Here is an 11,962-nt window from a genome sequence, read left to right on the forward strand (position 1 = left end):
ACCGCGCCCGCTTGAGGTCGTGGACCGTTCCGATTCCGGGCAGGAGCAGAGTCGTGGGGACGGCCCGGCGCACGGCGCCCACCACCGCCTCGATCCACTCCCAGTCCGTGTGGGCGCCGACGCCGTAGTTGACGCTGGAGCCGGCCAGACCGTCGCCGTGGGCGATCTCGATGGCGGTCACCCCGGCGGCGTCCAGGGCGGCGGCGATCGTAGCGGCCTGGTCGACGGTGTAGCGGTGCCGGACGGCGTGCATGCCGTCCCGCAGGGTGACGTCCTGGACGTACAGGTGGGTCATCTTCAGGCCACCTCCGTGGCACGGTGTGCGGCCATGCGTTCCGCGGTGCGCAGCGCGGCCGAGGTCATGATGTCGAGGTTTCCTGCGTAGGCCGGGAGGTAGTCGGCGGCGCCCTCGACCTCCAGGAAGACCGAGACCTTGAGGACCTCGGCCGCGCCGGGGGCAAGGGTGCGCAGCGGGTCGTCGGCCGCCAGCTTCGCGAACTGCACCTTCTGCTTGAGCCGATAGCCGGGCACGTACTCCTGCACGCGCGTGACCATCTCCTCGACCGATGCCGCGACGGACTCGGTGGCGCAGTCGGAGACCAGGCAGTGCACGGTGTCCCGCATGATCAGCGGAGGTTCGGCCGGGTTGAGGATGATGATCGTTTTGCCGCGCCGGGCGCCGCCGACCCGCTCGATGGCGGAGGCGGTGGTCTCGGTGAACTCGTCATGTTCGCCCGGGTACCGGGGCCGGCGGAGCGGGAGGACATGGAGGCGACGATCTCGCCGTGGTGCACGGGGGTGACCGCGCCGACGGCGGCGACGACCGGGATGGTGGCCTGGCCGCCGCAGGTGACCATGTTGACGTTCAGTGCGTCGATGTGGACGTCGCCGTTGACGGGCGGCACCACGTACGGGCCGATCGCGTCCGGAGTGAGGTCGACGAGGGTGCGGCCGAGCGGGCGCAGTACGTCCTCGTGGTGCCGGTGTGCGCCGGCCGACGTGGCGTCGAAGACGATCTCGATGTCCGCGAACTCGTCCAGCCGGACGAGTCCTTCGACGCCCTCGTGGGTCGTGACCACCTTCAGCCGGCGGGCGCGGGCCAGGCCGTCGGAGTCCGGGTCGATGCCGGCCATCGCCGCGATGTCGAGGGTCTCCGACAGCCGCAGCACCTTGATCATCAGGTCGGTGCCGATGTTGCCCGAGCCGATGACGGCGACCTTGGTTCGTGTACTCATGCCTCAGTCTTCTCACTTGTGAACTCGATACCTACGGTGCCCAGGTGGCTGATGGACGCCTCGAACCGGCCCCAGGGCTCCCGTGAGCACCAGGTCTCCTGCGCGCAGCGGGTCGCCCCGCTCGGCCAGGGCGGAGGCGAGCCAGACGGCCGCGTTCAGCGGGCTGCCGAGACAGTCGGCACCGCTGCCCTCTGAGACGGTTTCACCGTTCCGTGTCATGGTCATCGTCACGGCGCGCAGATCGACTCCGATGAGTGACAGCGGGGTGCCGCCGAGCACAAACAGGCCGCAGGAGGCGTTGTCGGCGACCGTGTCGACGAGGGTGATGTCCCACCCTTGGACCCGGCTGTCCACGATCTCCAGAGCGGGCAGTGCGAAGTCGACCGCGCGCAGCACATCCACCACGGTGCACCCGCCGTGCGGCAGATCGCGGCCCAGCACCAGCGCGACCTCAGCCTCCACCTTGGGCTGCAGCAACCGTCCGGCCGGCACCCGGCCGCCGTCGGCCACCGCCATGTCGGCGAACAGCGCCCCGAAATCGGGCTGGCCCACGCCTAGTTGGCGTTGCACGGACACCGAAGTGAGGCCGATCTTGCGGCCCACGATCCGGCGGCCGGCGGCCTGGGCGCGCCGGATGTTCAGCTGCTGCACGGCGTACGCGGTCTCCAGATCGCCGCCTTCGTCGAACAGCGTACGCACCGGCGGACAAGCGGCTCCGGTACGGGCGGCTTCCGCCAGCAGGTCGGCTGCCGTGACCACCGCTGGTGGCACGGTGTCCGGGCTTGCGCTCTCGAGCCTGGTAGACACGGGTTACCTCCAGAAGGAAGCGGAATGGGCGGTTGTACACCGGTTTAGACAGCACCGCCGCGATGGGCCACTCTTTGTTCCGGGACGCGGAACACCATGGGCGGTGTCGGCGGCTCTCGCTGCCGATGTGGGGCCAGGCAGAGTGGCGGCAGCGGGGCCCTTCTCCCCCGCTCCGGCGGTTGCGCCACCCTCAAGCGGCTTCCGCTCGCCGTGCGAAAGGCAGCCCGGGCAACAAGCACGGACCGCGGTCCGCAACTCAACCGAGTTCAACGACGGCTTCGGCCACGGCGTGCCCTTTGCCATGACCGCGAAAAGCGTGGCCCAGGCCAGCCTCGCCGGCCTGCGCTTCGTGACGGTGCTGGTCTGCGTCCATGCGCTCAGCGGCACCGACATCCGCCACCTGCTGCTCACCGACCTCGACCTGTCCCGTGAGCGCCTCATCGTCCGGCGCCCCGGCAAACGGCACATCATCTACCTGGACGAACTCACCTACCGCTGCGCCTCCGCGTGGCTCCGCGAACGTCACCGCCGCTGGCCAGTGACCACCAACCCTCGTCTGCTGATCAACCTGATGGACCGCGGTAGGCACCATTCAATAGCCCATCGGCACCACGTTCACCGCCGTCTTCCGGCCCACCGGACTCACGATGCAAACGCTACGGCAGGACCGGATCCGCGACGAGGCATGCGAGGTCGACAACCCGCTGCACCTGATGCGCCTGTTAGGTATCTCCTCGCAGACTCCAATGCGGTACATCACTGCGGCTCACCCCGAACGCACCGCGAAGCTTCCCCGATGAGGCGAGCGGCAGCCATCAACCAGCAGAGCCGTTGATGAGGACCACGTGATGCGGCAGCCGCGCATCGCATACTTCGGCCGTACTCTCGCCTTACAGAAAATCATTCTTTCACTCCGGCCGACGCCGGCGTATCACTTCACGGGCACTTTCATTCCGAACAGTTTCTCTGCATTTCGGAACGCAATCTTTTCCTTGTCTTCGCGTGGCAAATCGACTCCGCGGAACCAGTCGGTCTGCTCCTTTATGTCCGCGAACGGGTAGTCGGTTGCGAACATCACTCGATCCACGCTTATGTACTTCAGCAGGAGATCGAGCAGTTCGGTCTGGGGGAATGCGCTGGTCGTGACCCAGAAGTTGTCCTGGAAGTATTGCCCGATGGGCTTCTCGAGCGAGTCTTCGGTTGGCTCGCCCATGTCATTGACGATCCGCTCGTAGTAGAAGGGAAGACCTTCGCCCATGTGGCCGATGATGACTTTCAGTTTGGGGAATCTGTCGAAAACCCCGTACGTGATCATCCGAATGCATTGGGTCAACACCTCCTGGTGCCAGCCATATCCAGACCCACTGAAAATGTAGTCTTGGTACTCTTCCGTGTATTTAGACCGTGTGGTGCTGTAGTAGATCTGGAAGACCTCGTCGGCTGGATATCCGGGATGCAGATAGATCGGCACATCGAGAGCAACGGCACGTGCCAACACAGGCTCGAAATCGGGATGATCGAGATACTTCTTCGCGATGTGTCCGTTGGTCAGTGCACCCAAGAAGCCATCTTCCCGAACCGAGCGTTCCAGTTCGTCCGCCGCCGCTTCCGGGCTCTGCAAGGGCAAGGTGGCGAAAGCCTTGAAGCGGCCCGGATATTCGGCGATTGGCCCGTCTACAAGTTGCCGGTTAAGCCGATAGGCAAGGTCGACGCCTCTTTGCCCAGGGACATTTTGCACGGAGGGTGTATGAGCAGAGAGGATTTGAACGTCGAGTCCCCCCGCATCCATATCGCCGATGCGGCGTTGCCCTAAATCCGAAAGGCCAATTTCCTCAAGGAACGCTATGTGATCCTGATTGATGGAGTTCAGCTTCAACAACGTGGGAGTCGAAAAGGTCTCCTCCGTGCCGATGAAAGGCAGGTCCCGGTCTCGCAATGCAATGTCCGCAGTCTTGTCCGGAGTCTTTTCCGGAGTCTTGTTCCCGTCCGTTGCCGAAACGGCGGCATACGCGGACAAGCCAGCACCAGCGCCAAGTGCCGTGGAAGCGGCTAGAAAGCCGCGACGTCCCATAGACTTCATGTCAGTCTCTCCTCAGGTGTTTGTGTGGTGCGGTATCCGTGCGGCATCCGTCTGCGAGATGCACCAGGACCCGTCCGAGCCGCCGCCCTCCGGCGGCGCGGGCGTCTAGGCCTCGGCCATCCTCTGGTCGAGGAACCGCTCGCCGACACGCAGCGGCTGGGGTGGAACTGACGACCCGCCCACGTGCGCGCTGTGCGGGCCGGTCGCGGCGGGCGCCGCACTGTTGTCGGCGTGCGACTCGCGGGCGGCGACAGCGAACGCCGTCGCCAGCGCCCTGGTGGCCGCCCCGAACCTCAACCGCCCGGGCGGCGCTTTCCCTGACGGCGCTGCGTCGACTGCCATCACCAGCCTCCTGCATACGGGTTGCATCGCTTATCTGGATGCCTACTTCCTACCGAGCGAACCTGAGACGAACGTTAGAACCCGTTCTTAAACCGTCGCGGTGCAGAGGCCGGACGGATGCTCGACGGCCGACGCTTTGGCATATGGCTCTCGTCCCCCCGTAGATCCATGTTGTGTATCGGTGCGAGAATCCCTGAATGCGCTCGACCGCTGACACGATTCCGGTCACTCTCTGGCCAGCGGACAGCGAATTGCGTCCCGTTATGGAACAGTTGGCGCAGTTCTACCGTCATGACATGTCGGAGTGAGCTGCCCCGAGTTTCGTAGCGGCCGATCGCGGAGTGCCGCCAGATCAAGCACTGGCAGCCCGCGCCTCTTTGCGCGGCGATTTTCAACTCGTGGGACTGACGGGTCACTCAACCTGCGATGGCACGCGCTCAAGGGCTCAAGGTCCGGTGCCGCAGGACAACCGTTCCACTCGTCTGCGCGTACACCGAGGCCCGGCGCTCCAACAGAGACATCATGCCAAGTGCCTTTGTGGAGGCTGCCGTTCGCCTGCCAGGCGTGCGATACGTCTCCCACCGTGATCGTGTGTGCACCGCCTGCGCCCCCTCCGCCGACAGGGCCTTGCCGTAGTCGGTGGTGTCGGTGACGGTGGTGACGGTGGTGATCGCCGCCTCGGGCCAGGTCTCGGGGTTGGCGAAGCGGAACCCCTTGCCGTGCATCGGCGGTCGCCCGCCCTGGGGACAGGCCAGGGCGTACTCCTTGATCGAGGGCTTCGGCAGCCGCACCACCCGGTCGCTGCGGATCCGCCCCACCAGCCCGACAGGAGCCCTGATGCGACCCGGCCCGCAGACGAGGGCGCTGTGGGAGATGTTCTCCGACCTGATGGACCTCGACGACGCCCACCGGTACGTCACCGACCCGCTCGCCGGCATGGACGCCCGGTACGACCTGGGCGACGACCACCGGCTCGTCGGCACCCTGTGCCCGGACATGAAGTTGACGCTGGAGCGGCCCGACCCGGACGTCGTCACCGCGAATGACCCGGTCGGCGGACCTGCTGCGTGAGGGTCGTGGGCCCCTGCTCGACCCCGTCGACCGCGCGGAGGCCCGCGACGCCGCGGCCGCGTGGACCGGACGGGTCAACACCGTCACCGCCCGCACGAGCCGGGTGGACGTCGACGCGTTGCTCATCCGGCCCGACGGCCTCGTCGCCTGGGCCTTGCCCATCGGGCGGGACCTCGACGCCACCACGCTGGTGCGTGCGCTGGGCACATGGTTCGGCCGACCGGCCTGAGCACCGTACTAACAGTCGTCTCAGGTTCGCTCCGTAGGAAGCAGGCATCCAGATAAGCGATGCAGCCCGTATGTAGGAGGTTAGTGATGGCAGTCAACGCAGCGCTGTCCGGGGAAGGGCCGGCCGGTCGGTTGGCAGGCCGGTGGGTGCCCTGGTTGGTGATCGACTTGTGGCTGGTGCTGGCGGCGGGCATGGTGCCGCTGAGCGGAAAGCTGAGCTCGGTCACCACCGACAGCGCCGTGGACACCCTGCCGGCCAGTGCCGAGTCCACCAAGGTGGCGGTGCTGGACGACAGTCTCCCCGGCGGTGACAACAACACGTTCGTCTTCGTGTACCACCGCGCCGGCGGCATGACCGACGCCGACCGCGCGACGGTCGAGCGCCACTACAACACCCTTGCCAAGCGGTACCCGCCGAAGGCGACGGCTGCGGCCGGCGAGGACGACGAGGGCTCACCACCGAGTCCCTCCACCGACCGCAAGGCGATGATGTTCACCCTTGAGGTGAGCACGGCCTACGGCGCACCGGAGGACATCGTCGGCCCGTTGCGTGACGCCGCGAAGGACCGCCCCTTGGGCCTGGAGCTCGACGTGACCGGCCCGGGCGCGATCGACGGCGACATGGAGGCCGTCTTCGACGGCATCGACGTGCAGGTCCTGCTCACCACCATCGTCGTCGTCACGCTCCTGCTCATCCTCACCTACCGCAGCCCGGTGTTGTGGATCATCCCGCTGCTGGCCGTGGGCGCGGCCGCACTGACCGCGATGGGGACCGTCTACCTGCTGGTCAAGGGCTTCGGCATCGTGGTCAACGACCAGAACTCGGCGCTGCTGACGATCCTGGTGTTCGGCGTCGGCACGGACTACGCGCTGTTGCTCATCGCCCGATATCGGGAGGCACTGCACCACCATGAGAACGTCCGGGTCGCGATGGTCCACGCGCTGCGCGGCTCGGCGCCGGCCATCGTCGCGTCCGCTGCCACCGTGGTCGCCGGCCTGCTCTGCCTGCTCGTCGCGGACCTGAACAGCACCAGCGGGTTGGGCCCGATCGGTGCGGCCGGCATCCTGTGCGCGCTGGTGGCCATGCTGACGCTGTTCCCGGCGGTGCTCGTGGTGCTCGGCAGGCGGATCTTCTGGCCGGCCGTCCCGCGGTTCAGCACGGCCGTGGAGGAGAAGCCGGGGCTGTGGGGACGGCTCGGCACCGCCATCGGCCGCCGCCGGTGGGTGGCGACGCTCGGCTCGCTGGGAGTCCTCGGCGTGCTCGCCCTCGGGCTGGCGGGCAACACCGGCGCCCTTCGGGAGCAGGACCAGTTCCTGTCCGCGCCGGAGTCGGTCACCGGGTTCACCGTTCTCCGCCAGTACTTCCCGGAGTTGGGCGGCCAGCCGATGACGGTCTTCACGCGCCCGGCGCACCGGGAGCGGGTGCTGGACATCGTCAAGGACACGCGTGGTGTGGCCCTGGCCGTCCCGGAGCAGACCAGCGGTGGCTGGGCCAACATCTCCGTGTTCCCGAAGGACGCGCCGGACACCGTCGCAGAGTACGACACGATTCTGCGGGTGCGCACCGCCGTGCACGCGGTGAACGGGGCGGAGGCGGTCGTCGGCGGGCCGAGTGCGGAGAACCTCGACACCGAGGTGACCACCAAGCGCGACGAGAAGCTGGTGATCCCGCTGGTGCTCGCCGTCGTCCTGATCGTCCTCGGGCTGCTGCTGCGCGCGATCCTGGCCCCGCTGGTCCTGATGGCCACCGTGATCGTCTCATTCGCCGCAGCCTTCGGCGGCAGCGTGTTCGTCTTCGACACGATCCTCGGGTTCAAGGGTGTCGACTATTCGGTGCCGCTGCTGGCGTTCCTGTTCCTGGTGGCGCTCGGCGTCGACTACAACATCTTCCTGGCCAGCCGGGCCCGGGAGGAGACCGTGCGTCTCGGCACCAGAGAGGGCATGCTCAAAGCCCTCTCGGCCACCGGTGGCGTCATCACCTCGGCAGGCCTGGTCCTGGCGGCCACGTTCGCGGTCCTCGTCACACTTCCGCTGGTGATGCTGATCGAGGTCGGGTTCCTGGTCGCCTTCGGCGTGCTGCTCGACGCCCTGCTGGTGCGGTCGGTCCTGGTGCCCGCCCTCACCTTGCTGATCGGCCGACGGATGTGGTGGCCGAGCCGGCTGTCCCGGCCGGCGGCAAAGCTGCCGGACGGTCAACAGCCGCTCGCCGACGACGAGGAGCCCGTGCTGCAACGGTGAGCGCGGCGGCACGGACGACATCCGGGACGGGCCTGGGGCCCGTCCCGGATTTCTTCATGGGCCCGACGGTCGCCGCCCTTTGGTCCTGCGCCGTGCGGCCGGGGCTGGGGCCGGCGCGCCACGGTCTCCTGGCCCGGCGGTGAGCCGCGCGGGGCCATGCCCGAGGGCCGCGGTCCCGTGTTCTGCGCCGCGCCGCCGGGGCGGGTCAGCACGCCGCGGTGTCCTCCCCGGCGGTGAGCCGCGCGATCGGGGCGATCGGGGCGGGCGGGGCCGCGGCCGGAAGGTCGACCCGAAGCAGCGCGCCACCGCGTGCGGAGCGGGCGACGGAGGCCCGACCGCCGTGGGCGTCGACGACCCGCTGCACGATCGACAGCCCCAGACCGGATCCCGGCAACGCCCGGGCGCTGTCGGCACGGTAGAACCGGTCGAACACCCGCGGTACGTCGGCGGCATCGATGCCCGGCCCGGCGTCGTCGACCTCGAGCACCACCGACGCGCCCTCGGCACGGAGCCGGACCTGGACCGGCTGGTCCGCGGGAGACCACTTGCCGGCGTTGTCGATGAGGTTGAGCACCGCCCGCTCGAGCGCGGCGGGACGCCCGCTCACCCACACAGAGGTCACGTCGAGCGCGACCTCGATGTCGGGCAGGCGGGAACGCGCCCGGGTCGCGGCCGCCACCACCACGTCGGCGAGGTCGAGCACCTCGGTGCTCTCGTCGCTGACCTCACCGCGCGCCAGGTCGGTCAGCTCGGCGACAAGGGTGCTCAACTCGGCCACCTGGGCACCGAGATCGTTGAGCAGCCGGGTCCGGCTCTCCGCCGGCAGTGCGCTGTCCAGGGTGCCGCGCCGATCCAGCCGGATCAGCAGCTCGACGTTGAGGCGCAGGCTGGTGAGCGGGGTCTTGAGCTCGTGGGCGGCGTCCTCGGCGAGCAGCCGCTGGGCCCGCCGGGAGTCCCGGAGCGCGGCGAGCATGTCGTTGATCGACTGGATCAGCCGCCGAATCTCCCCACCGCCCTCATCCGGGATGTCGGCGTCGAGATCCCGGGTGTCCGCGACACGTACGGCGGCGGCGGTCAGCCGGTCGATCGGTGCCAGCCCGGTCCGCGCCACGGTCCGCCCGACAAGGGCGCCGCCGACCACGCAGAGCAGCCCGATCAGCAGCATGCCGAACCCGAACTGGTTGATCGGACTGTCGTCGGCGACCTGGGCCACCTGGACCGCGCCGTCGCCCGCCCGCAGCGTGTAGATGATGTAGCCGTCCTCGTCGCTGTCGTTCGACTCCATCAGGTCGGCCGACGCGCCCTGCGCCACGCGCCCGGCGTGCTCGCTGACGGGGGGCAGCGCGGGTTGGCCGGCCGGCGTCCGGACCGAGCCGTCGGGCAGGATGACCCGCACCAGCCGACCGGATCCGGGATACGGCGGCAGCTCGACCTGCGCCAGACCGGCGCGCTGCGCGTTCGTCGCCAGGACGCGGGAGTCGGCGCGCAGCTGAGTCTTGGCACTGTCCTGCAGCTCCCAGCCCAGGAGTTCGCTGGCCACCTGGAAGGCCACGAACACGCTGACCGCGATGGCCGTCGCCGCGATCACCGTCAGCCTGGCCCGCAGGGACCGCCGGCGCCACCATCGGGTCAGCCGACGCGGTTCCCGCCCGGCGGGCCGGCTCACGGAGGAGTCTCCCGCAGCACGTAACCCAGGCCGCGCAGCGTGTAGACCAGTCGCGGCTCACCCTCGGCCTCCATTTTGCGGCGCAGGTAGCTCACGTACACCTGGAGGTTGTTGGCGGTGGCGCTCATGTCGAAACCCCAGATCGCCTCGAACAGCGCGTCGCGGGTCAAGACCCGGGTCGCGTTGCTCATGAGGACCCGCAGGAGGGAGAACTCGGTCCGGGTCAGGCGCAACGGCCGCTCGCCCCGCCACGCCTCGAACCTGTCCGGATCGAGCCGGACGTCGGCGAACGACAGGATCTGCGACTCCCCGTCGGTCGGCATGCGCCGGCGCAGCAGGGCCCGCACCCGGGCCAGCAACTCCTCGGTGGCGAACGGCTTGGGCAGGTAGTCGTCGGCGCCCGCGTCCAGCCCCGTGACCCGGTCGGAGACCTGGTCACGGGCGGTCAGCATCAGCACCGGCAGATCCCGGCCCGCGGCCCGCAACCGCCGGCAGGTCTCCAACCCGCCGAGGCGGGGCATCATCACGTCGAGGATCAGCAGATCCAGCGTGTCACCGTCGGCCCCGACGACCCCGTCGAGCACGGCGAAACCGTTGGCGACGGTGCTGGTGTCGTAACCCTCGACTTGGAGCACCCGCTCCAGCGACTCACGGATGGCCGCTTCATCATCCGCGATCATGATCCGCACGCCGGCCCGCCCCCTTCCAGTCGATGTTTTTGCCGCTCATTGTCCCCGATCAACCTGAGGCCAGGATTAGAGCGTCGCTGGGTGCTGCGCTCTTACGGATACCTGAGAAATGGAACCTACCGTCGGCTCATGAGCAGGGCAGGTCCAGATGACCGGCATCGCACCCGGCAACCAGACAAGTAGATCCTCCGCACCGGTCACGGGCGCTCGGCGTCCCCAGGTGGCTCCCGCGCCCCACCCTCATCATCCTGCGGCTGCTGCCATTGATCCCGGTGTCCTGGTGACCGTGCTGACGGCCGCTGTGCTCACCGGCGACGACGGCGCCGTGGCCATGCTGAAGCGCTGCGTCGGCTGAGGGCTGTGTCCGCCGGAGCTTCCCACGGCCCTATCCTGCTACGTGATTCGGCTGAGGTGCCGCCGGGCTCGGCCGATGAACAGCTGTGTGTTGTGGCGCCGAGTTTGTAGCAGCTACTGCTCGCGGCGCCGCGTCCGGTGGCACGAGACCCCGGCCTTGCCATGGCAGCCTGAACTGATGCCGCTCGCGGTCGCCTCGGCGACCGGCGCCGACCTCGAAGAGATGGAACGCTGCCTGTACGGCGTCCAACACGCCACGAAGTCCGAGCAGTTCGAGCGCTGGGACACCGCTTTGCACCACAGCTTCGCCGTCGCCACGCACAACACCGTGCTCATCGGTGTCAGTTCGATGCTCGTCAGTGCCCGACGCCAGCCCATCTGGGGCAGCCTCAAACTGCGCAGCTTCAGCACGGACGCCACCGCTGCTACCGCACCGAACACGAACGGATTGTCGCCGCCGTGCGAGACCGGGACCCCCAGGCGGCTCGCGACGCCCTGCGCGAGCACCTGTACCACGTGCGCCGCGTCCTGCTCGGCGACCGCCTCTGACCTGCCTCAGATCCGCGAGGTCGTCGAACGGCTCATCGCCGCCGGTCAGTGGCAGCAGGGAGACACGGAGATCCTGGTGGTGCTGGACGCCGGATACGACGCGCCCCGCGTCGCCCACCTGCTCACGGACCTGCCCGTGCAGATCCTCGGCCGACTCCGCTCCGACCGCGTCATGCGTCGGCCGACACCACCAGGGGTCTACGACCCAAGGGAGGACGACCGCCCGAACACGGTGGTGAGTTCGTCTTCGGCGACCCCACCATCTGGGGCACAGAACAGGCCGTCACGGTCACGGACACCCGCCTTCGGAAAGGAGTGCTTGCAGGCGGCGAGGAACGAGTGCGGCTTGGACCAGTACGAGGTCCGTCGACATGTCGGCTGGTATCGACACATCACCCTGGCCATGTTCGCCCACGCCTACCTCGCGGTCAGGGCGGTCGACGCGGCGAAATAGGGGATGAAGATCCTTCGAGGTCGTACGCGCCAAGCGGTGGGTCGGCACCGGCAGCTTCCACCTGACCAGCCTCTCCGACCGCGACCCGCAGCACAAACTGCCGGTCGTCGAGCAGCTGGAGGCCGCGCTCTGCACCGACGCCCTGGTCACCCTCGCCGCCACGTGCACCTTCCCGCTGAAGCAGCTGCCCTCGGGGACGCTGATGAGCGCCATGCATCACGGCGTCCCCAACCGGCATTGGACCGCCCC

General features: G+C 68.4%; 11 protein-coding genes and 6 pseudogenes. 8 read left to right on the forward strand and 9 right to left on the reverse strand.

Features of this window, described 5'->3' with window-relative positions:
• The 7 genes and pseudogenes from SMA5143A_RS36215 to SMA5143A_RS36250 all read right to left on the reverse strand — a co-directional run.
• Nucleotides 1-295, reverse strand: a pseudogene (locus tag SMA5143A_RS36215) (4-hydroxy-2-oxovalerate aldolase); the annotation flags it as partial.
• Between the two features lie 2 nt (nt 296-297).
• Nucleotides 298-1,235: pseudogene (locus tag SMA5143A_RS36220) on the reverse strand (acetaldehyde dehydrogenase (acetylating)).
• Between the two features lie 12 nt (nt 1,236-1,247).
• Nucleotides 1,248-2,042: a 2-keto-4-pentenoate hydratase gene (locus SMA5143A_RS36225; protein ID WP_107467068.1), complete on the reverse strand. Its 795-nt coding sequence runs from the start codon at nt 2,040-2,042 to the stop codon at nt 1,248-1,250.
• 256 nt (nt 2,043-2,298) lie between these two features.
• Nucleotides 2,299-2,568: a hypothetical protein gene (locus tag SMA5143A_RS43265; protein WP_181362182.1), complete on the reverse strand. Its 270-nt coding sequence runs from the start codon at nt 2,566-2,568 to the stop codon at nt 2,299-2,301.
• Between the two features lie 405 nt (nt 2,569-2,973).
• The gene (locus tag SMA5143A_RS36240; protein ID WP_107467070.1) at nt 2,974-4,122 is read right to left on the reverse strand and encodes an amidohydrolase family protein; all 1,149 of its coding nucleotides are present in this window, start codon (nt 4,120-4,122) and stop codon (nt 2,974-2,976) included.
• A gap of 105 nt (nt 4,123-4,227) precedes the next feature.
• Nucleotides 4,228-4,464, reverse strand: coding sequence for a hypothetical protein (locus SMA5143A_RS36245; RefSeq protein WP_107467071.1), 237 nt, complete (start codon nt 4,462-4,464; stop codon nt 4,228-4,230).
• Nucleotides 4,465-5,051: 587 nt separating this feature from the next.
• Nucleotides 5,052-5,294 (reverse strand): annotated as a pseudogene (locus SMA5143A_RS36250) (transposase); the annotation flags it as partial.
• A 7-nt stretch (nt 5,295-5,301) separates the two neighbouring features.
• Between SMA5143A_RS36250 and SMA5143A_RS42730 the strand changes: the two are divergent.
• From SMA5143A_RS42730 to SMA5143A_RS36260, 3 genes are all read left to right on the forward strand, one after another.
• A complete protein-coding gene (locus tag SMA5143A_RS42730) occupies nt 5,302-5,535 on the forward strand; it encodes a hypothetical protein (RefSeq protein ID WP_181362195.1) in 234 nt (77 codons plus the stop codon).
• On the forward strand, nt 5,507-5,764 hold the full coding sequence (locus SMA5143A_RS36255) for an aromatic-ring hydroxylase C-terminal domain-containing protein (RefSeq protein WP_107467072.1): 258 nt from the start codon (nt 5,507-5,509) through the stop codon (nt 5,762-5,764). Before SMA5143A_RS42730 ends, SMA5143A_RS36255 begins: the two co-directional genes overlap by 29 nt.
• 86 nt (nt 5,765-5,850) lie before the next feature.
• Nucleotides 5,851-8,001: an MMPL family transporter gene (locus tag SMA5143A_RS36260; protein WP_107467073.1), complete on the forward strand. Its 2,151-nt coding sequence runs from the start codon at nt 5,851-5,853 to the stop codon at nt 7,999-8,001.
• Nucleotides 8,002-8,206: 205 nt separating this feature from the next.
• Here the strand turns inward: SMA5143A_RS36260 and SMA5143A_RS36265 are convergent, their stop codons facing one another.
• Nucleotides 8,207-9,667, reverse strand: a complete 1,461-nt coding sequence (locus SMA5143A_RS36265; RefSeq protein ID WP_107467074.1) for a sensor histidine kinase — start codon at nt 9,665-9,667, stop codon at nt 8,207-8,209.
• Nucleotides 9,664-10,356 carry a response regulator transcription factor gene (locus SMA5143A_RS36270; protein WP_107467075.1) on the reverse strand — a complete coding sequence of 231 codons (693 nt, stop codon included), beginning with the start codon at nt 10,354-10,356 and terminating at the stop codon, nt 9,664-9,666. Before SMA5143A_RS36270 ends, SMA5143A_RS36265 begins: the two co-directional genes overlap by 4 nt.
• A gap of 148 nt (nt 10,357-10,504) precedes the next feature.
• Here SMA5143A_RS36270 and SMA5143A_RS42735 point away from each other — a divergent pair, with 148 nt between their 5' ends.
• From SMA5143A_RS42735 to SMA5143A_RS36285, 5 genes and pseudogenes are all read left to right on the forward strand, one after another.
• Nucleotides 10,505-10,711 carry a hypothetical protein gene (locus SMA5143A_RS42735; protein WP_146194004.1) on the forward strand — a complete coding sequence of 69 codons (207 nt, stop codon included), beginning with the start codon at nt 10,505-10,507 and terminating at the stop codon, nt 10,709-10,711.
• Between the two features lie 177 nt (nt 10,712-10,888).
• Nucleotides 10,889-11,071, forward strand: a pseudogene (locus tag SMA5143A_RS44860) (FCD domain-containing protein); the annotation flags it as partial.
• Nucleotides 11,072-11,157: 86 nt separating this feature from the next.
• Nucleotides 11,158-11,259 (forward strand): hypothetical protein, encoded by a 102-nt coding sequence (locus SMA5143A_RS44865; RefSeq protein ID WP_375136588.1) that lies wholly within the window; start codon nt 11,158-11,160, stop codon nt 11,257-11,259.
• A gap of 7 nt (nt 11,260-11,266) precedes the next feature.
• Nucleotides 11,267-11,565, forward strand: a pseudogene (locus SMA5143A_RS36280) (transposase); the annotation flags it as partial.
• A gap of 28 nt (nt 11,566-11,593) precedes the next feature.
• A pseudogene (locus tag SMA5143A_RS36285) lies at nt 11,594-11,713 on the forward strand (IS701 family transposase); the annotation flags it as partial.
• Between the last annotated feature and the right edge of the window lie 249 nt (nt 11,714-11,962).

Source organism: Streptomyces sp. MA5143a (assembly GCF_900290235.1).
Taxonomy (GTDB): Bacteria; Actinomycetota; Actinomycetes; order Streptomycetales; family Streptomycetaceae; genus Streptomyces.